General features: G+C 59.1%; 21 protein-coding genes. 19 read left to right on the top strand and 2 right to left on the bottom strand.

Features of this window, described 5'->3' with window-relative positions; genetic code table 11:
* Positions 1-84: 84 nt before the first annotated feature.
* Together ORL50_RS04340 and suhB are read right to left on the bottom strand one after the other, a co-directional pair.
* Entirely contained in the window at positions 85-1,713 is a 1,629-nt protein-coding gene (locus tag ORL50_RS04340; protein ID WP_266010383.1) for a hypothetical protein, read from the bottom strand.
* A gap of 257 nt (positions 1,714-1,970) precedes the next feature.
* A complete protein-coding gene (suhB, locus tag ORL50_RS04335; RefSeq protein ID WP_008014726.1) occupies positions 1,971-2,789 on the bottom strand; it encodes a type III secretion system regulator SuhB in 819 nt (272 codons plus the stop codon).
* A 146-nt stretch (positions 2,790-2,935) separates the two neighbouring features.
* On the opposite strand from suhB, the gene trmJ reads away from it, so the two are divergent.
* The 19 genes from trmJ to der all read left to right on the top strand — a co-directional run bounded on the left by trmJ (position 2,936) and on the right by der (position 19,737).
* Positions 2,936-3,706 (top strand): tRNA (cytosine(32)/uridine(32)-2'-O)-methyltransferase TrmJ, encoded by a 771-nt coding sequence (gene trmJ / locus ORL50_RS04330; protein WP_122837619.1) that lies wholly within the window; start codon positions 2,936-2,938, stop codon positions 3,704-3,706.
* A gap of 4 nt (positions 3,707-3,710) precedes the next feature.
* Positions 3,711-4,487, top strand: coding sequence for a serine O-acetyltransferase (cysE, locus tag ORL50_RS04325; RefSeq protein ID WP_266010378.1), 777 nt, complete (start codon positions 3,711-3,713; stop codon positions 4,485-4,487).
* Positions 4,488-4,725: 238 nt separating this feature from the next.
* Positions 4,726-5,217 carry a Fe-S cluster assembly transcriptional regulator IscR gene (iscR, locus tag ORL50_RS04320; RefSeq protein WP_007903581.1) on the top strand — a complete coding sequence of 164 codons (492 nt, stop codon included), beginning with the start codon at positions 4,726-4,728 and terminating at the stop codon, positions 5,215-5,217.
* A gap of 50 nt (positions 5,218-5,267) precedes the next feature.
* Positions 5,268-6,482, top strand: a complete 1,215-nt coding sequence (locus tag ORL50_RS04315) for an IscS subfamily cysteine desulfurase (protein WP_266010367.1) — start codon at positions 5,268-5,270, stop codon at positions 6,480-6,482.
* Positions 6,483-6,566: 84 nt separating this feature from the next.
* The gene (gene iscU / locus ORL50_RS04310; RefSeq protein WP_028620148.1) at positions 6,567-6,953 is read left to right on the top strand and encodes a Fe-S cluster assembly scaffold IscU; all 387 of its coding nucleotides are present in this window, start codon (positions 6,567-6,569) and stop codon (positions 6,951-6,953) included.
* A gap of 28 nt (positions 6,954-6,981) precedes the next feature.
* Positions 6,982-7,305 carry an iron-sulfur cluster assembly protein IscA gene (iscA, locus tag ORL50_RS04305; RefSeq protein ID WP_028620147.1) on the top strand — a complete coding sequence of 108 codons (324 nt, stop codon included), beginning with the start codon at positions 6,982-6,984 and terminating at the stop codon, positions 7,303-7,305.
* 8 nt (positions 7,306-7,313) lie between these two features.
* Positions 7,314-7,826, top strand: a complete 513-nt coding sequence (gene hscB, locus ORL50_RS04300) for a co-chaperone HscB (RefSeq protein ID WP_266010602.1) — start codon at positions 7,314-7,316, stop codon at positions 7,824-7,826.
* A 51-nt stretch (positions 7,827-7,877) separates the two neighbouring features.
* Positions 7,878-9,743, top strand: coding sequence for a Fe-S protein assembly chaperone HscA (hscA, locus tag ORL50_RS04295; protein WP_266010358.1), 1,866 nt, complete (start codon positions 7,878-7,880; stop codon positions 9,741-9,743).
* Positions 9,743-10,084 carry an ISC system 2Fe-2S type ferredoxin gene (gene fdx, locus ORL50_RS04290; protein WP_064392064.1) on the top strand — a complete coding sequence of 114 codons (342 nt, stop codon included), beginning with the start codon at positions 9,743-9,745 and terminating at the stop codon, positions 10,082-10,084. Before hscA ends, fdx begins: the two co-directional genes overlap by 1 nt.
* A 14-nt stretch (positions 10,085-10,098) precedes the next feature.
* Positions 10,099-10,299: a Fe-S cluster assembly protein IscX gene (gene iscX / locus ORL50_RS04285; RefSeq protein WP_266010355.1), complete on the top strand. Its 201-nt coding sequence runs from the start codon at positions 10,099-10,101 to the stop codon at positions 10,297-10,299.
* 88 nt (positions 10,300-10,387) lie between these two features.
* The gene (gene ndk, locus ORL50_RS04280) at positions 10,388-10,813 is read left to right on the top strand and encodes a nucleoside-diphosphate kinase (protein ID WP_007916882.1); all 426 of its coding nucleotides are present in this window, start codon (positions 10,388-10,390) and stop codon (positions 10,811-10,813) included.
* A 28-nt stretch (positions 10,814-10,841) separates the two neighbouring features.
* The gene (rlmN, locus tag ORL50_RS04275) at positions 10,842-11,984 is read left to right on the top strand and encodes a dual-specificity RNA methyltransferase RlmN (RefSeq protein ID WP_225570637.1); all 1,143 of its coding nucleotides are present in this window, start codon (positions 10,842-10,844) and stop codon (positions 11,982-11,984) included.
* Positions 11,985-12,001: 17 nt separating this feature from the next.
* Complete coding sequence (pilW, locus tag ORL50_RS04270; RefSeq protein ID WP_266010330.1) at positions 12,002-12,760, top strand: type IV pilus biogenesis/stability protein PilW; 759 nt, start codon at positions 12,002-12,004, stop codon at positions 12,758-12,760.
* Complete coding sequence (locus ORL50_RS04265) at positions 12,760-13,767, top strand: RodZ domain-containing protein (protein ID WP_266010328.1); 1,008 nt, start codon at positions 12,760-12,762, stop codon at positions 13,765-13,767. The genes pilW and ORL50_RS04265 overlap by 1 nt, the downstream gene beginning before the upstream one ends.
* Before the next feature lie 3 nt (positions 13,768-13,770).
* Positions 13,771-14,880 carry a flavodoxin-dependent (E)-4-hydroxy-3-methylbut-2-enyl-diphosphate synthase gene (ispG, locus tag ORL50_RS04260; protein WP_266010326.1) on the top strand — a complete coding sequence of 370 codons (1,110 nt, stop codon included), beginning with the start codon at positions 13,771-13,773 and terminating at the stop codon, positions 14,878-14,880.
* A gap of 37 nt (positions 14,881-14,917) precedes the next feature.
* Positions 14,918-16,207 (top strand): histidine--tRNA ligase, encoded by a 1,290-nt coding sequence (hisS, locus tag ORL50_RS04255; RefSeq protein ID WP_266010324.1) that lies wholly within the window; start codon positions 14,918-14,920, stop codon positions 16,205-16,207.
* 42 nt (positions 16,208-16,249) lie between these two features.
* A complete protein-coding gene (locus tag ORL50_RS04250; RefSeq protein ID WP_266010322.1) occupies positions 16,250-16,891 on the top strand; it encodes a tetratricopeptide repeat protein in 642 nt (213 codons plus the stop codon).
* Positions 16,884-18,035 carry an outer membrane protein assembly factor BamB gene (bamB, locus tag ORL50_RS04245; protein WP_266010320.1) on the top strand — a complete coding sequence of 384 codons (1,152 nt, stop codon included), beginning with the start codon at positions 16,884-16,886 and terminating at the stop codon, positions 18,033-18,035. The genes ORL50_RS04250 and bamB overlap by 8 nt, the downstream gene beginning before the upstream one ends.
* Before the next feature lie 232 nt (positions 18,036-18,267).
* Positions 18,268-19,737 carry a ribosome biogenesis GTPase Der gene (gene der / locus ORL50_RS04240; protein ID WP_266010318.1) on the top strand — a complete coding sequence of 490 codons (1,470 nt, stop codon included), beginning with the start codon at positions 18,268-18,270 and terminating at the stop codon, positions 19,735-19,737.
* Positions 19,738-19,853: the final 116 nt, after the last annotated feature.

Raw genomic sequence — 19,853 nt, 5'->3', positions numbered from 1 at the left:
CGCTGGAACAGACTAAAAAAGCACTCTTCGGAGTGCTTTTTAATGCCACATTTTTGATATCGCCTCTTCGCGAGGTGCGAGCGGTCAGATCTCCAAGTTATCCATTCGCACGATAAACACCGATGATGGGCTCCCCGACACGATGTGACTACCGCCCCTCAGCCAGATCAGCTTGTTCGCTGTCCTGGCGTCCTGGACCGCTCGCACTGCCCGCTGGCCAATGAAGTCCGACATCCTGTGCTCCAACAACGCCTGGTTACTCGACTCAGGGATGTGAAGGCGTCGACCGTGAGCGCGATGCAAGGTCATGTAGAACACAAAATCATGTCCCGTGCGCTTGAACACCAGTGCCGGAAAAGTAGTGGCGTCTGTTGGCTTGAAGACGGTGTATCCATTGCGGATCAGCAGGCGGGCCATGAATCGTTTCAAATCTACGGCGGACTGGGTCGAAATGAAGTATTGCCATGCATCAGTAAATTTTTCGGGATCAAACTCCAGTCGGTGCAGGGGCGAACGGTCGGGAAGCGCAGGAAACTCCAGTATTCTGTTGGCCTTTAAGCCCGGGGTCATTTGCGTCACCGCAAGCATGAGTAGTGGATCCGCTAGCCCTGGCCGTGGAGAGATGTTTGAGGTCTTCCAGTCGTTGAATGTTTGCCGCAGGGTCGTCAGTCCGGCGCTTGTTGCCTTGTCCGAGCCGTTGGCGAGGTAAAACTGCTGTCTGGCAACATTAACCAGGGAGGCTGTGGTCAGCTCCGGGAAGTAAGTGGCGACATAAGTGGGAAGCGGGCCCCGAAAAGGCAGCGTCGGATCGACTTCCCAGCGCTGGGTCGGCGGGATCTGAATGGCGCCTCGGGGTTGTTGTTCGATGTCGTGTATGAGAATTCCCTGCAGTGAGTCAAAGTCGTAATCGGGGTGCGCAGGATTTTTGACGTAAACAACGAGCGGGGCTGGTACTGAGCCGTGTGGAAGTACTCTGTAGCGTAGGTCTCCTGCGGTGATGTCTTCGGGGGACATATGTTGCGGGCTGATTCCCCAGTTTTTCCAGGGCTCGGCTCTGGGGGGCTGCGGAACGAGTGGCGCGGGCGGGTCTGTGGGGCTTGTTTCGTCGATTTCGCTTTCGTCGGTACGGCGGGGGCGCTTCGCTGGGGTCGCCTCGTCTTCATCTGGAAGCGGTCGGCGCGAAATAATCAGTTCCGAATCGCCGGTGGCATGACTGTCTGGTTGCACCGGGCGCCATTCAAGAGTGCCTGCCACCCGCTCCAGGCGCGGCCCGGAGGGTGCAAGTTCGGACGTCTGTCTTGCCCTCAGATGACCTTGTGCATCCAGGCCCACAAGGACCGTCCAGCCATTTTCGAGATCTACGTACTGACGTCCTGAGGCAATCGAGCGCAGTGCGGTTGCGGGATCTGCAGCGGGTAACCGTTCTGCCAGTCTTGGGGCAAGATAGTAGTTAGTTAGCGACAGGCCTGTTGTGGTTCGGCTGATGAGTGTATCGCCAGGGAGATCGAAGATCTCAATGGCTGGCGCCTGGCTGCCAGGTGTAAGAGGATGTTCCGGAGTTATCAATCGACCGTCCGGGTGCAGTCCTGTCATGCCAGTACTGGGCAAGGGAGTCTGAGGATGTGTGCTGCCCTCGGCAGGGTTGTTTCGATCTGGCTGGTCCGTTTTTGGTCTGTCGGGGTTTGTAACTTTTTTCGGCGGCTTCATGCCCATGAGGTTGCTCCAGAAATCAGCGGATAGTGGTCGATTGCACCTGGGCGATTGGATCGCTCGGGCGGCTGTTCAATATCCCTCGCGCTTCAGTGCACGGTGCGCTAACTATTTATCGCTGCTTGCTGGTGCGACGGGCTCCTGGGATTGAGGCCAAAACGAAAAATGCCCCGCATCTTTCGATGTGGGGCATTTTCTGTGCTAACGCGGATTAGCAGTTTTTCACACAGTCTTCGAAGAGTGCTGTGTGGCGCTGTCGCTTAGCGTTTCAGTGAAGCTGGCAGGTGCGGCTGGATGGCCGTCAGGACTGCCTTGAAGCATTTGGTGTTACCGGCAACGATGTGGCCTTTCTCAAGGAAATCGTGACCGCCGGTGAAGTCGCTCACCAGGCCGCCAGCTTCCTGGATCAGCAGGGCGCCTGCAGCCATGTCCCACTCGGACAGGCCCGACTCCCAGAATGCATCGAAACGACCGGCGGCCACATAGGCCAGGTCCAGGCTCGCCGAGCCAGCGCGGCGGATGCCGGCAGTCTGGCCAACCAGGGCGCGGAACATACCCAGGTAGTTGTCGAGGTTGTCCATCTGGTCGTCACGGAATGGGAAGCCGGTACCCAGCAGGGCACCGTCCAGGCTGGTGCGGCCGCTGACGCGCAGGCGACGACCGTTCAGTTGGGCGCCGCGACCACGGCTGGCGGTGAATTCTTCCTGGCGTACCGGGTCGAGAACCACTGCGTGTTCCAGGCGACCACGGTATTTGCAGGCAATGCTGACTGCAAAGTGCGGGATGCCGCGCAGGAAGTTGGTGGTGCCGTCCAGTGGATCGATGATCCACAGGTATTCTTCGCCTTCGATACCGGTGCCAGCGTGCATGCCGGTTTCTTCACCCATGATCGAGTGATTCGGGTAGGCCTTGCGCAGCGCGTCGATGATTTTCTGTTCGGCTGCGCGGTCCACCTCGGATACGTAATCCTTGGCGTCTTTTTCGTCGACCTTGATGGTATCCAGGCGCTCGATGGAGCGGAAGATCAATTCACTGGCGCTGCGGGCGGCGCGCAGCGCGATATTCAGCATGGGCTGCATGGATGTGTCACCTAAGGTTGTTAAAGAAAGCCGGGCATTCTATCAGAAAGTTTCTACAGGTGAAGGACGACGTTCGCTTTCGTAGCTTAACGGTAGTAGGCGCTGTAAGATTCGGCTCCCCTTTATTGTGTTCGAGAGCGCCTCCCTTGCTGCAAAACATTCGTGTCGTCCTGGTCAATACCAGCCATCCCGGTAACATCGGCGGGGCTGCGCGTGCCATGAAGAACATGGGCCTGTCGCGGCTGGTGCTGGTCGAACCGCGGTTGTTCCCGCACCACGAGGCCGATGCCCGGGCCTCCGGGGCCGGGGATATCCTGGAAAACGCCCAGGTCGTCGCCACCCTGGAAGACGCCCTGGTCGGCTGCAACCTCGTGCTCGGTACCAGCGCCCGTGACCGGCGCATCCCCTGGCCGCTGCTGGATCCGCGTGAATGCGGGACCAAAGTGGTCGAGGAGGCGGGGCAGGGTGCCGAGATCGCCCTGGTGTTCGGTCGTGAAGATTCCGGCCTGACCAACGAAGAGCTGCAGCGATGTCATTATCACGTGCACATCCCATCAGACCCTGAATTCAGTTCGCTGAACCTCGGGGCAGCGGTGCAGGTGTTGAGTTATGAAGTGCGCATGTCCTGGCTCGCGGCCCAAGGCCAGCCGAGCAAGGTCGAGAAGGATGAAGTGGCTTCCACCAAGAGTGGCGAGTTGGCGACCATGGATGAGCTGGAGCGATTCTATGAGCACTTGGAGCAGACCCTGGTGGCCATCGAATTCCTCGACCCGGAAAAGCCACGGCACTTGATGGCGCGCCTGCGTCGGTTGTACGGACGAAGCTCGGTGAGCCGGGCGGAAATGAATATATTGCGTGGCATCCTCACGGAGACCCAGAAAGCGGCCCGTGGTGAGCTTCTAAAGCGGAAGGATTGAAAAAATGTTCGAGCGTTTGCGTGAAGATATCCAGAGTGTTTTCCATCGTGATCCGGCAGCGCGCAACGCCTTTGAAGTCCTGACCTGCTATCCGGGCCTGCATGCCATCTGGATTCATCGGCTGGCGGGTGCCCTGTGGCGTGCCGAGCTGAAATGGCTGGCGCGGCTGGTATCGAACTTCGGTCGTTGGCTGACCGGTATCGAGATTCATCCGGGGGCCAAGGTCGGGCGGCGGTTCTTTATTGATCATGGGATGGGCATCGTCATCGGTGAAACTGCCGAGATCGGCGACGATGTCACGCTGTACCAGGGTGTGACCCTGGGCGGCACCAGCTGGAACAAGGGCAAACGCCACCCGACCCTTGAGGATGGTGTGGTGGTCGGCGCCGGTGCCAAGGTGTTGGGGCCGTTCACGGTCGGTGCGGGCGCCAAGGTCGGCTCGAATGCCGTGGTGACCAAGGCCGTGCCGCCGGGCGCGACTGTGGTGGGGATTCCGGGCCGGATCATCGTCAAGTCTGATGATGAGGTTGATGCCAAACGCAAGGCCATGGCCGAAAAGATCGGCTTTGATGCCTACGGAGTCGGCGAGGACATGCCCGACCCGGTGGCTCGCGCGATCAACCAGTTGCTCGATCATCTGCAGGCAGTTGATGGGCGGCTGGAGGGGATGTGTGGGGCGTTGAAGGATCTGGGCAGTAATTACTGTGCGAAAGATCTGCCTGAGTTGCGCGAGGAAGACTTCGCCTGTGTGAAGGACAAAGACCAAAGTCAGGCCAGCTAAACCGACTCGACTGCATCGCGAGCAGGCTCACTCCTACAGGGAAATGCATTTCAAATGTGGGAGCGGGCTTGCTCGCAAAGAACGATAGCTCGGTACTACTGGCTGTCAGAGCCAGGCCTTTGCTATGATACCGCCGCTCTTTTGCGGGTAATCCTGACTAAAGTACTAGGTCTTATAGTTGACTTAAATACTCGGGAATTGCATACTCGCCCCATTCCGAACTCCGTGGTAATTGTCCATGCGACTGACTACAAAAGGCCGATACGCCGTGACCGCCATGCTCGACCTGGCGTTGCACGCGCAGCACGGGCCGGTGTCCCTGGCCGATATCTCCGAGCGCCAAGGCATCTCCCTGTCCTACCTCGAACAGCTTTTCGCCAAGCTGCGTCGTAGCAACCTGGTTTCCAGCGTCCGCGGTCCGGGCGGCGGCTACCAGCTGTCGCGCGACATGCAGGGCATCCAGGTGGCCCAGGTGATCGATGCGGTGAACGAATCGGTCGATGCCACCAAGTGCCAGGGCCAAGGGGATTGCCATCAAGGCGACACCTGCCTGACCCACCACCTGTGGTGCGACCTGAGCTTGCAGATCCACGAATTTCTGAGCGGTATCAGCTTGGCTGATCTTGTCACTCGCCGTGAGGTGCAAGAAGTAGCCCAGCGTCAGGATCAGCGTCGTTGCAACAGCAAGGCGCCGCGCCTGGACAAGATTGAAGCGTCCGCCGTCGAATGACAGCCAAAGAGCTAGCGGCACGCCAGCCAGCCTGATTTAGGAGATAGTCCATGAAATTGCCGATTTACCTTGATTACTCTGCGACCACCCCGGTTGATCCGCGTGTAGCGCAAAAAATGAGTGAATGCCTGCTGGTCGACGGAAACTTCGGTAACCCGGCGTCCCGTTCCCACGTGTTTGGCTGGAAAGCCGAAGAGTCGGTCGAAAATGCTCGCCGGCAGGTCGCTGACCTGGTGAACGCCGATCCGCGTGAAATCGTCTGGACTTCCGGTGCCACCGAATCCGACAACCTGGCAATCAAGGGTGCGGCGCATTTCTATGCCACCAAGGGCAAGCACCTGATCACCACCAAGATTGAGCACAAGGCTGTCCTGGACACCATGCGCCAACTGGAGCGTGAAGGTTTCGAAGTGACCTACATCGAGCCTCGCACCGATGGCCTGGTCACTCCCGAAATGGTTGAAGCTGCCCTGCGTGACGACACCATCCTGGTTTCGATCATGCACGTGAACAACGAAATCGGCACCGTCAACGACATCGCGGCCATCGGCGAGCTGACTCGTTCCAAAGGCATCCTGTTCCACGTTGATGCCGCCCAGTCTACCGGCAAGGTCGAGATCGACCTGCAGAAGCTGAAAGTCGACATGATGTCGTTCTCGGCGCACAAGACCTATGGCCCTAAAGGCATCGGCGCGCTGTACGTCAGCCGCAAGCCGCGCGTGCGCATCGAAGCGACCATGCACGGCGGCGGTCACGAGCGCGGCATGCGTTCGGGCACCCTGGCGACCCACCAGATCGTTGGCATGGGTGAAGCCTTCCGCGTGGCCAAGGAAGACATGGCTGCCGAAAACGTCCGGATCAAAGCCCTGAGCGATCGCTTCTTCAAGCAGGTCGAAGGTCTGGAAGAGCTGTACATCAACGGCAGCATGACCGCCCGCGTACCGCACAACCTGAACCTGAGCTTCAACTACGTCGAAGGCGAGTCGCTGATCATGGCGCTCAAGGATCTGGCAGTTTCGTCCGGTTCGGCCTGCACCTCGGCATCGCTTGAGCCTTCGTACGTACTGCGCGCCCTGGGCCGCAACGACGAACTGGCACACAGCTCGATTCGCTTCACCTTCGGCCGTTTCACCACCGAAGAAGAAATCGACTACGCCGCGCAGAAAGTCTGCGAGGCCGTTACCAAGCTGCGCACTTTGTCGCCGCTGTGGGACATGTACAAAGACGGTGTCGACATTTCGAAAATCGAGTGGGCGGCACACTGATTTCAAGTCGCCGCAAACCGGCCCTGCCAGTCTTCGGGCGCAGGGCTTCAAGAGCGACTCTCTGATGAGTGAGGATTAAGAATCATGGCTTACAGCGAAAAGGTCATCGACCACTACGAAAACCCGCGCAACGTCGGCAAGATGGACGCGGAAGACCCTGATGTCGGCACCGGCATGGTCGGCGCTCCGGCGTGCGGCGACGTCATGCGCCTGCAGATCAAGGTCAACGAAGCTGGCATCATCGAAGACGCCAAGTTCAAGACCTACGGTTGCGGTTCGGCTATCGCCTCCAGCTCCCTGGCGACCGAGTGGATGAAAGGCAAGACTCTGGACGAAGCAGAGACCATCAAGAACACTCAGCTGGCTGAAGAGCTGGCCCTGCCACCGGTAAAAATTCACTGCTCCGTACTCGCTGAAGACGCCATCAAGGCCGCTGTTCGCGACTACAAGCAGAAGAAAGGCTTGATCTAAGCATTGGGCGACGAGTAAGGAGTCAACGATGGCTATCAGCATGACAGAAGCGGCTGCTCGACACGTGCGACGCTCCCTTGACGGGCGCGGCAAAGGTGAGGGGATTCGTCTGGGTGTTCGCACCACGGGCTGTTCCGGCCTTGCCTACGTGCTGGAGTTTGTCGACGAGGTGGTTGCAGAGGACCAGGTGTTCGAGAGTCACGGCGAGAAAGTGATCATCGACCCAAAGAGCCTGTCCTACCTGGACGGCACCGAGCTCGACTTCGTCAAGGAAGGGTTGAACGAAGGCTTCAAGTTCAACAACCCCAACGTGCGCGGTGAATGTGGCTGCGGCGAAAGCTTCAATATCTGAGGCTGATCGTGGGTACTCCTTGTCATTTCGCTTTATTTGAGCTGCAGCCGAGTTTCAACCTGGACCTCGACCAGCTGGCTACGCGCTACCGTGAGTTGGCGCGCAGCGTTCATCCGGACCGCTTTGCAGACGCTTCCGAGCGCGAGCAGCGGCTGGCGCTCGAGCAATCCGCGAGCCTCAACGAGGCCTACCAGACGCTCAAGAACCCCCCAAAGCGCGCGCGATACCTGCTCGCCATGGGTGGTCACGAGTTGCCGCTGGAGGTCACGGTGCACGATCCGGACTTCCTGCTGCAGCAGATGGAGCTGCGCGAAGAGCTCGAAGACCTGGCCGATCTGGACGGTGTCGCAGCCTTCAAGCGCCGCCTGAAGCTCGCCCAGGATGAACTGAACCAAAGCTTCGCAGCCTGTTGGGATGATGCAGCGCACCGTGATCAGGCCGAACGCCTGATGCGTCGCATGCAGTTTCTCGACAAGCTCACCTACGAAGTGCGCCAGTTAGAAGAGCGCCTCGACGATTAACCCAGTGCCGCTCCGGTCGCACGCCTGATATACAGATAAGTCCTGATTACGATGGCCCTACTGCAGATCGCCGAACCCGGCCAAAGTCCTCAACCGCACCAGCGTCGTCTGGCTGTGGGGATTGACTTGGGCACTACCAATTCGCTGGTCGCTGCATTGCGCAGTGGTCTTTCCGAACCTTTGGCCGACGCTGACGGGCAGGTCATCCTGCCGTCCGCCGTGCGCTACCACGCCGATCGCGTCGAAGTGGGCGAGTCGGCCAAGCTGGCTGCCGCTACCGATCCGTTGAACACTGTGCTGTCGGTCAAGCGCTTGATGGGTCGTGGTCTGTCCGACGTCAAGCAGTTGGGCGACCAGCTGCCGTACCGATTTGTCGGTGGCGAGTCGCACATGCCGTTCATCGAGACGATCCAAGGCCCGAAAAGCCCGGTCGAAGTCTCGGCCGATATCCTCAAGGTGTTGCGTGAGCGTGCTGAAGCGGCTCTGGGTGGCGAGCTGGTAGGGGCGGTAATCACCGTTCCGGCCTATTTCGACGATGCCCAGCGCCAAGCTACCAAGGACGCGGCCAAGTTGGCCGGGCTTAACGTGCTGCGCTTGCTCAATGAGCCGACTGCCGCTGCGGTGGCCTACGGTCTGGATCAGCATGCCGAAGGTCTGGTCGCTATTTATGACCTGGGCGGCGGCACCTTCGATATTTCGATCCTGCGTCTCACCGGTGGTGTGTTCGAAGTATTGGCCACCGGTGGCGACAGCGCCCTGGGCGGCGATGACTTCGATCACGCGATTGCTGGCTGGATCATCGAGAGAGCCGGCTTGTCCGCCGACCTCGACCCGGGTGCGCAACGCAGCCTGTTGCAAGCAGCCTGTGCAGCCAAGGAAGCGCTGACTAACGCCGCATCGGTTGAAGTGGCCTATGGCGCCTGGAAAGCTGAGCTGAAGCGTGAAGCCTTTAATGCGCTGATCGAGCCAATGGTCGCTCGCAGCCTGAAAGCCTGTCGTCGTGCGGTGCGTGATTCGGGTATCGAGCTCGAAGAAGTGCATGCCGTGGTTATGGTCGGTGGTTCGACCCGTGTGCCGCGTGTTCGCGAAGCGGTTGCTGAAGCGTTTGGTCGTCAGCCCCTGACTGAAATCGACCCGGATCAAGTGGTGGCCATCGGTGCCGCGATCCAGGCCGATACCCTGGCTGGCAACAAGCGCGATGGCGGCGAGTTGCTGCTGCTGGACGTGATTCCGTTGTCCCTGGGCCTGGAAACCATGGGCGGCCTGATGGAGAAGGTGATTCCGCGTAACACCACCATCCCTGTCGCCCGCGCCCAGGATTTCACTACTTACAAAGATGGCCAGTCGGCCATGGCGATTCATGTGCTGCAGGGTGAGCGCGAGCTGATCAGCGACTGCCGTTCCCTGGCGCGTTTCGAGCTGCGGGGCATCCCGGCAATGGTCGCGGGTGCGGCGAAGATCCGCGTGACCTTCCAGGTCGATGCCGACGGTCTGCTCAGCGTGTCGGCTCGTGAGCTGGGTTCGGGCGTTGAAGCCAGCATCCAGGTCAAGCCGTCGTACGGCCTGACCGACGGCGAAATCGCCAAGATGCTCAAGGATTCGTTCCAGCATGCCAATGACGACAAGGTCGCCCGCGTACTGCGCGAGCAGCAGGTCGATGCCCAGCGCCTGATCGAGGCGGTGCAGGCTGCCCTTGAGGTCGATGGTGAGCGCCTGCTCGACGCCGAAGAGCGCATGGTTATCGACATGCAGGTGCAGGAACTGACCGAATTGATGAAAGGCACCGATGGTTATGCCATCGAGCAGCAGACCAAGCGTCTGTCGCAAGTGACCGATGCTTTTGCTGCCCGCCGCATGGATTTGACGGTGAAAGCCGCTCTGTCGGGGCGCAATCTGAATGAAATCGAGGATATCTGATGCCGCAGGTCATTTTTCTGCCCCACGAGAAGTTCTGCCCTGAAGGCATGGTGGTCGACGCTGCACCCGGCACGTCGATCCTCGAACTGGCTCACGAACACCATATCGAAATGGAAAGCGCCTGCGGTGGCGTCTGCGCCTGCACCACCTGCCACTGCATCATCCGCGAGGGTTTTGACTCGATGGAAGAGGCTGACGAGTTGGAAGAAGACTTCCTCGATCGCGCCTGGGGTCTGGAAGCGCAGTCGCGCCTGGCGTGTCAGGCTATCGTTGGTGAAGAAGACATCACTGTCGAGATTCCGAAGTATTCGCTCAACCACGCTGCCGAAGCGCCGCACTGATTGGTACTACTGTCATGAGTTATGGTTGGAATGATGTTCAGCGCATTGCAGAAGAATTGGCCGAATCCAAGCCGGATGTGAATCCACTTTCTGTCAATTTCGTGGACCTGCAGCGATGGATCATGGAACTTCCGGATTTCGACAACACTTCGGGCCGTTGCGGTGAGAAGGTGTTGGAAGCGGTTCAGGCGCTCTGGATCGAAGAAGCCGACTGATCGTCCTCGCAGGTTAGGCAATACCCAAGAACCCGCGTATAATTCGCGGGTTTAATTTTTCACAAATTACCGTTTCTGGAGTTACACCATGGCTGTTCAACGTACTTTCTCCATCATCAAGCCTGACGCAGTAGCAAAAAACGTCATCGGCGAGATCACCACCCGTTTCGAAAAAGCCGGCCTGCGCGTTGTAGCTTCGAAACTGAAGCAACTGTCCAAAGCTGAAGCTGAAGGCTTCTACGCTGAGCACAGCGCTCGTGGTTTCTTCGGCGACCTGGTTGCTTTCATGATCTCCGGCCCGGTTGTTGTTCAGGTTCTGGAAGGCGAAAACGCTATCGCTCTGAACCGTGAGCTGATGGGCGCTACCAACCCTAAAGAAGCTGCTGCCGGCACCATCCGTGCTGACTTCGCTGACTCGATCGATGCCAACGCTGTACACGGTTCGGACTCCGAAGCCGCTGCTGCTCGCGAAATCTCGTACTTCTTCGCAGCTACTGAAGTAACCACTCGCTAAGCATTGGCTTAAGAGTGAAGGTGAATCCATGACTACATCGACTGTAAAAACCAACCTGCTGGGTCTGACTCAACAGGAAATGGAAAAATTCTTCGACTCAATCGGGGAGAAGCGTTTCCGTGCCGGTCAGGTAATGAAATGGATTCACCACCTTGGCGTCGATGATTTCGACGCCATGACGAACGTCAGCAAGGCCTTGCGCGACAAGCTCAAGGCTATTGCCGAAGTTCGCGGTCCTGAGGTCGTCAGCGAGGACATCTCCACCGACGGTACCCGTAAATGGGTAGTGCGCGTGGCGTCCGGCAGCTGCGTCGAGACCGTCTACATTCCCCAGGGCAAACGCGGCACTCTGTGCGTTTCGTCCCAGGCAGGCTGTGCCCTGGATTGCAGTTTCTGCTCCACCGGCAAGCAAGGTTTCAACAGCAACCTCACCGCCGCCGAAGTCATCGGCCAGGTGTGGATTGCCAACAAATCGTTCGGCAGCATCCCGGCGACCGCCGACCGTGCCATCACCAATGTGGTGATGATGGGCATGGGTGAGCCGCTGCTGAACTTCGACAACGTCGTGGCCGCCATGCATCTGATGATGGATGACCTGGGCTACGGAATCTCCAAGCGCCGCGTGACCCTGTCCACTTCGGGCGTGGTGCCGATGATCGATGAGCTGTCCAAGCACATCGACGTGTCCCTGGCGTTGTCGCTGCACGCACCAAATGACGCATTGCGTAATCAATTGGTACCGATCAACAAGAAGTATCCGCTTAAGATGCTGCTTGAGTCGTGCCAGCGCTACATGTCGTCCCTGGGCGAAAAGCGCGTGCTGACCATCGAGTACACCTTGCTCAAGGACATCAACGACAAGGTCGAGCACGCGGTTGAAATGATCGAACTGCTCAAGAACATTCCGTGCAAGATCAACCTGATTCCGTTCAACCCGTTCCCGCATTCCGGTTACGAACGCCCGAGCAACAACGCGATTCGCCGTTTTCAGGATCAGCTTCACCATGCCGGCTTCAATGTCACCGTACGCACCACTCGTGGTGAGGACATCGATGCCGCGTGTGGCCAATTGGTAGGGCAGGTGCTGGATCGCACCCGTCGCAGCGAACGTTATATCGCCGTGCGCGAGTTGAGCGCCGAGAACGATATCGCACAGAACGCCGCGAAATAAATTAAGAGAGGATCTCTATGTCCCTGCGCTTAGCGCTGCTTTTGCTGTTGGCCAGCCTGTGTGCTGGTTGTGTCCTGTCGGGTGATTACAACCCGATGAAGACCAGCAAGGGCCGCGACGAAGCGCGTGCTGCGTACGTGCAGTTGGGCCTGGGGTACTTGCAGCAGGGCATGACCGAACGCGCCAAGGTCCCGCTGAAGAAGGCCCTGGACCTGGACAGTTCGGACCCTGACGCCAATGCGGCACTGGGCCTGGTGTTCCAGGCCGAAATGGAGCCGCAGCTGGCTGATGAGCATTTTCGCAAGGCGTTATCTTCGCGCCCGAAAGATGCGCGAATCCTCAACAATTACGGCAGTTTTCTTTACGAAGAAAAGCATTACAAGGAAGCTTACGAGCGCTTCGAACAAGCCGCTTCCGACTCCCTGTATCCTGAACGTTCGCGAGTGTTCGAGAACCTTGGGATGACCGCTGCGAAGCTGGGAGAGCGTGACCTTGCCCTGCAGCAACTGGAAAAAGCCCTGCGCTTGAATCGTCAACAGCCACGCGCTTTGCTGGAAATGGCTGAGTTGTCTTACGAAGACAGGCATTATGTGCCCGCGCGTGACTATTACGATCGTTTTAGCCTGCTCACCGAGCAAAATGCACGTAGTCTATTGCTCGGCATTCGGTTGGCAAAAGTGTTTGAAGATCGCGACAAGGCTGCCAGTTATGGCCTGCAACTAAAACGACTCTATCCCGGTACGCCGGAATATCAGCAATACCTGTCGGAGCAATGATGAAAGCGGCGCATCCCGAAGTTGTAGCAGCGAATCGCGTAAACCCCGGTGAAACCCTGCGCCAGGCCCGCGAGAGCAATGGCTGGTCGCTCGCCGAAGTGGCGCTCAAGCTCAACCTCACCGTTAACTCCCTGAGCAATCTTGAAGCCGGCGCATTCGACAAGCTGCCGGGGCACACCTTTGCGCGTGGTTATATCCGCGCCTATGCCAAGTTGCTCGGCATGGACCAGACCGTCCTCGTCCAACAGTTCGACCAATCCACCGGCACCGACTCCCAGGGCAGCAATGTGCACAGCCTGGGACGTATCGAAGAGCCGGTGCGGGTTTCCCACACCATTTTGCGCATCGTCAGTCTGTTGCTGCTGGTTGCGGTGATCGGCGGCGGTTTTGTCTGGTGGCAGGATCAAACCTCCCAGCGCGCCAAGGACCTCACCACCTTGAGTCCGGAGCACGTCGAAGTCGAAGGCGCCGACGGCACTACGCAGATCCATCAGCTGGACGAGCCGGAAGACCAGGCCGTGGTTGAAAGCCAGGCCGAGGGCGCTACTGCCCTGGCACTGCCGCAGGCCAATACGCCGGCGGAAGCTGAAGTGACTGCGCCAGCCGCTGCACCCACCACGCCTTCCGCGCCTGTGCAGGCTACACCGCCGGCTGCCGCGACTCCGGCGACTCCGGCTCCGGCCGTTCCGGCCGTGCCAGCACCGGTGGTGACTGCGCCGGTTGCGCCATCTATTCCCGCTGCCGCACCGGCCGCTGCAGTTGCCGGCCAGGGCCAGGTTTCCCTGCAATTCAGCGCCGATTGCTGGACGCAAGTCACCGATGGCACCGGCAAAGTGCTGTTGAGTGGTCTGAAGCGTAAAGGCGAAAATGTTTCCGTCAGCGGCAAGCCACCCTTCGCCGTGCGACTGGGCTACGCCCGTGGCGCACAGGTCAGCTATAACGGGCAGGTGGTTGATGTCGCTCCGTTCACCAGTGGCGAGACTGCTCGCCTGAAGTTGGGTCAATAAGTCATGCACGGCGAATCTCCAATCAAACGTCGCGAATCGCGCAAGATCTGGGTCGGTAATGTGCCCGTGGGCGGCGATGCCCCTATCGCTGTGCAGAGCATGACCAACAGCGATACCAACGACGTCGCGGCCACCGTAGCCCAGATCAATCGTCTGGAAGCGGCGGGCGTCGACATCGTGCGCATTTCCGTACCGGACATGGACGCTGCCGAGGCGTTCGGCAAGATCAAGCAACTGGTCAAGGTGCCGCTGGTTGCCGACATCCACTTCGACTACAAAATCGCCTTGCGCGTTGCCGAACTGGGTGTGGATTGCCTGCGCATCAACCCGGGCAACATCGGTCGTGAAGACCGGGTGCGCGCGGTCGTCGATGCTGCGCGCGATCGCGGAATTCCGATTCGCATCGGGGTCAACGCCGGTTCCCTGGAAAAAGACCTGCAGAAAAAATACGGCGAACCGACCCCGGCTGCGCTGGTCGAGTCTGCGCTGCGTCACGTCGAGCACCTTGAACGCCTGAATTTCCATGACTTCAAGGTCAGCGTGAAGGCTTCCGACGTGTTCATGGCCGTCGAAGCCTATCGTTTGCTGGCGAAAGAAATCGTCCAGCCGTTGCACCTGGGGATCACCGAAGCCGGTGGTCTGCGTTCGGGCACGGTGAAATCCGCCGTGGGCCTCGGTATGCTGCTCGCCGAAGGGATTGGCGATACTATTCGCATCTCGTTGGCGGCTGATCCGGTCGAGGAAGTGAAAGTCGGCTACGACATTCTCAAATCCCTGCACCTGCGTTCCCGTGGTATCAACTTCATCGCCTGCCCGAGCTGCTCGCGGCAGAACTTCGATGTGGTGAAAACCATGAACGAACTGGAAGTGCGCCTTGAAGATCTGCTGGTGCCGCTGGATGTCGCGGTGATCGGTTGTGTGGTCAACGGCCCCGGCGAAGCCAAGGAAGCCCATATCGGCTTGACCGGCGGTACACCGAACCTGATTTACATCGACGGCAAGCCGTCGCAGAAACTGACGAATGACAATCTGGTGGATGAGCTTGAACGCTTGATCCGCCAGAAAGCGGCCGAGAAGGTCGAAGCTGACGCAGCGGTCATCGCGCGCGGCTGAGGCCGACTGAAGAGCCGAACGAATTTAAGGATTTATAGTGAGCAAGTCTCTGCAAGCCATACGTGGCATGAACGACATCCTGCCCGAACAGACGCCCCTGTGGCGTCATTTCGAAGGCACCGTCTCGCGCCTGCTGGATAACTACGGTTACAAGCAGATCCGCATGCCGATTGTTGAATTCACCGAGCTGTTCAAGCGCTCTATCGGTGAAGTGACCGACATCGTCGAAAAAGAGATGTACACCTTCGACGACCGCAACGGCGACTCGCTGACCCTGCGCCCTGAAGGCACGGCGGCCTGCGTACGTGCGGTGCTGGAGCACGGCATCACCGGTGGTGGCCAGGTGCAGAAGCTCTGGTACATCGGCCCGATGTTCCGCCACGAGCGTCCGCAGAAAGGCCGTTATCGCCAGTTCCACCAGATCGGCGTGGAGGTGTTCAACCTCGACGGTCCGGACATCGACGCCGAGCTGATCGTGCTGACCTGGCGCCTGTGGGGCGAGCTGGGCATTCGTGATGCGGTCAAACTTGAGCTCAACAGCCTGGGCACCGCCGAGTCCCGTGGGCGTTACCGCGAGGCGCTGGTCGAGTACCTTTCGGCGCGCCTGGATCAGCTGGACGAAGACAGCCAACGGCGTCTGAAGACCAATCCGTTGCGCGTGCTGGACACCAAGAACGCCGACACTCAAGCCGTGCTGGTCGATGCGCCGAAAATGGCCGACTACCTCGACGAAGAGTCTCGTGTGCACTTCGAGGGCCTCAAGGCTCGCCTGGATGCTGCCGGTATTCCTTATGTGATCAACCCCAAGCTGGTGCGCGGGTTGGATTACTACAGCAAGACCGTTTTCGAATGGGTCACCGACAAGCTGGGCGCCCAAGGCACCGTGTGTGCCGGTGGTCGTTACGATGGCCTGGTCGAGCAGATGGGCGGCAAGCCGACTGCGGGCGTGGGTTTCGCTATGGGTATCGAGCGCCTGGTGCTGCTGTTGGAAACCCTGGAGCAGATCCCGGAAGAGATCTCCCGTCAGGTCGACGTCTACCTCTGTGCCTTCGGCGAAGCGGCCGAGTTGGCCGGCCTGACCCTGGCCGAACGAGTGCGTGATCAATTACCCAACCTGCGCCTGCAAGTCAATGCCGGCGCCGGCAGCTTCAAGAGCCAGTTCAAGAAGGCCGACAAGAGCGGTGCGTTGTACGCGCTGATCCTCGGTGACGACGAAATGGCCCAGCAAGTGGTAGGTTTCAAACCCCTGCGTGGCCAGGGCGAACAACAAAGCATTGCCTGGGATGCGCTTGCTGCACACCTGGCCACCTGCGTCGTGCAGGGTTGAAGCTGTCATAAACAGCCGATTTAGCGATTAAGGAGTATTGGGGTGTCGAGTACCGAAGACGAAAACCTGGCGGATTTGAAGGATTGGTGGACACGCAACGGCAAGCCCCTGGTTACTGGCGGCCTGTTGGCGCTGGTCATCGTGTTCGGTTGGCAGGCCTTTCAGAAGTATCAGAGCAATCAGGCACAAGGTGCCTCGATTCTCTATCAGCAGCTGCTCGAAACCACGCTGACCCCTGACGGCAAGCCTGATGCGGCCCGTGTCTCGGACCTGGCCGGCAAGCTCAACAGCGAGTTCGGCGGCAGTGCTTACGCGCAGTACGGCAGCCTGTTCGTGGCCAAGGTTGCGGTCGACAGCGGCAAGCTCGATGACGCGGCAACCGAACTGAAGGCGATCGTTGCCAAACCGGCCAACCCGGCACTGGGCGAAATCGCCCGTCAGCGCCTGGCGCAGGTTCTGGCGGCGCAGGACAAGGCTGAAGAAGCCCTGAAATTGCTCGAAGGCGACGCCGACACCGCATTCCTGGCCACCCGAGAAGAGCTCAAGGGCGACCTGCTGGTGAAACTGGGTCGCGCAGATGAAGCAAACACGGCGTATCAAAAAGCCAAGGCGGCACTGTCGGATGAAGCGGCAGTAGGTGGCCTACAAATCAAGCTGGATGACCTGGCCAAAGGGGATGCGTGACGTGATCCGTTGGAAACATGCAGCATTGCTGGCCCTGGCCATTATGGCCGCGGGTTGCAGCAGCAACAGCAAAAAGGAATTGCCACCGGCCGAGTTGACCGACTTCAAAGAAGAAGTGGTTTTGCAGAAGCAGTGGAGTCGTTCGATCGGTGACGGTCAGGGCGAAACCTATAACATGCTGGTGCCGGCGATCGATGGCGATACCATCTATGCCGCCGACGTCACTGGCGTGGTGATGTCGATGGATCGCAGCAACGGCGACGTCAAATGGGAAAAAGATCTTGAGTTGCCAGTTTCCGGCGCCGTTGGCGTGGGTTACGGGCTGGTCATGATCGGTACGCTCAAGGGCGAGATCGTTGCCCTGGATGCCAGCAGCGGTGAAGAGAAATGGCGCGCTCGCGTGTCCAGTGAAGTCCTCGCTCCGCCTGCCAGCAATGGTGATGTGGTGGTGGTCCAGACTCAGGATGATCGTCTGATCGGCCTGGATGCCGCTACCGGTAACCAGCGCTGGTTGTATGACAGCACTCCGGCGGTCCTGACCCTGCGCGGTACCAGTGCGCCGATCGTGACCAACCGCCTCGCGGTGGCTGGCCTGTCGACCGGTAAAGTGGTCGCCCTGGACATTTCCAACGGCGTACCGGTGTGGGAACAACGCGTTGCCATTCCACAGGGTCGTTCGGAACTGGAGCGTGTGGTCGACATCGACGGCGGCTTGCTGCTGTCCGGCGGTACGCTGTACGTGGCCAGCTACCAGGGTCGTGTTGCGGCACTGGACCTGGAAAGCGGTCGTCAGCTCTGGCAGCGTGATGCTTCCAGCTATGCCGGTGTCGCCCAGGGTTTTGGCAGCGTCTACGTCAGCCTGTCCTCGGGCACCGTTGAAGGCGTTGACGAACGTACCACCACAGCCTTGTGGACCAACGATTCGCTGGCTCGCCGCCAACTGTCGGCTCCGGAAGTGTTCTCCAGCTACGTGGCTGTCGGTGACCTGGAAGGCTACCTGCACCTGCTGAGCCAGGTGGACGGTCGCTTCGTCGGTCGCGAACGCATCGACAGCGACGGCCTGCGTGCCCGACCGCTGGTGGTGGGTGACACGATTTATGTGTATGGCAACAGCGGCAAACTGGAAGCCCTGACCATCAAGTAAGAACTATGCTTGGGGTTTAACCCCCAAGCGGCTTCATCTTGGTAGGACTGTAGGAGCGAGCTCGCTCGCGATGGACGTCAACGATTACGTTGGCATCCTGAATAAACGCGTTGTCCTGGCGTTTTTCGCGAGCAAGCTCGCTCCTACAAAATTTCGAGATGATTGCCCCGAGCACCAGCCGCTGCCTAGCAGCGGCTTTTGTATTTTCTGAAATAACGAAGTGGAGAGCCGCATGGTTCCCGTAATCGCCCTGGTGGGCCGACCCAACGTCGGCAAGTCCACCTTGTTCAACCGCCTGACCAGGACTCGTGACGCCATCGTCGGCGACTTGTCCGGTCTGACCCGTGATCGCCAATACGGTGAGGCCAAATGGCAAGGGCGTTCCTACATTCTGGTCGACACCGGTGGTATCTCCGGTGACGAGCACGGTATGGACGAAAAAATGGCCGAGCAGTCGCTGCTGGCCATTGAAGAAGCCGATGTGGTGCTGTTCCTGGTAGATGCCAAGGCTGGTTTCACCGCCGCCGACCAGATGATCGCCGAGCATTTGCGCAAACGTAACAAGCGTTCCTACGTGGTGGCCAACAAGGTCGACAACATCGACCCGGAAATGGCCCGCGCCGAATTCGCTCCATTGGGCATGGGCCACGCGATTCCGATCGCTGGCGCCCACGGTCGTGGCATCACTCAGATGCTGGAAATCGCCCTCAGCGACTTCCCTAAAGACGAAGAAGAGCTGGAAGAAGGCGAAGAAGAGATCGTTGCCGAAGGTGAGGAAGCCAAGCGCATTCCTGGCCCAAGCGAAAAAGACGGGATCAAGATCGCCATCATCGGCCGTCCGAACGTTGGCAAGTCGACCCTGGTCAACCGCATGCTCGGTGAAGACCGGGTTATCGTCTATGACCAGCCGGGCACCACCCGCGACAGTATCTACATCCCGTTCGAGCGTAATGAAGAGAAGTACACGCTGATCGACACAGCGGGTGTGCGCAAGCGCGGCAAGATCCACGAAGAAGTTGAAAAATTCTCCGTGGTGAAAACCCTGCAGGCGATCAAAGACGCCAACGTCGTGATCTTCGTGATGGATGCCCGTGAAGGTGTGGTCGACCACGACCTCAACCTGCTGGGCTTCGCCATTGAGTCGGGTCGCGCGCTGGTTATCGCGATCAACAAATGGGACGGCATGACGCCGAGCGAGCGCGACTTCGTCAAGGTCGAGCTGCAACGTCGACTGTTCTTCGTCGACTACGCCGATATCCACTTCATTTCGGCGCTGCACGGCACTGGCGTAGGCAACCTCTACGCGTCGGTACAGAACTCGTTCAAGTCTGCGGTCACCCGCTGGCCGACCAACCGTCTGACCCAGATTCTGGAAGATGCGGTTGGCGAGCACGCACCACCGATGGTCAACAACCGTCGGATCAAGCTGCGTTATGCCCACTTGGGTGGTGCTAACCCGCCGATCATCGTGATCCACGGTAACCAGATCGAGAAGGTGCCGAAGTCGTATGTTCGTTACCTGGAGAACACTTACCGCCGCGTGCTGAAGCTGGTCGGTACGCCGATTCGCATCGAGTTCAAAGGCGGTGAGAACCCGTACGAAGGCAACAAGAACTCGCTGACCGACCGCCAGGTCAACAAGAAACGCCGGATGATGTCGCACCACAAGAAAGCCGACAAGAAGCGCCGCGACAAGCGCTGATTCAGGTCTGGCCTGACTCCTGTGGGAGCGGGCTTGCTCGCGAATGCGATCTGTCCGCCAGCACATTCGCCGGCTGGAGAATCGCATTCGCGAGCAAGCCCGCTCCCACACGGAAA

Source organism: Pseudomonas sp. RIT-562 (genome assembly GCF_026241895.1).
GTDB classification, from domain to species: Bacteria; Pseudomonadota; Gammaproteobacteria; order Pseudomonadales; family Pseudomonadaceae; genus Aquipseudomonas; species Aquipseudomonas mandelii_F.
This window is presented reverse-complemented; position numbering and strand designations above follow the sequence as displayed.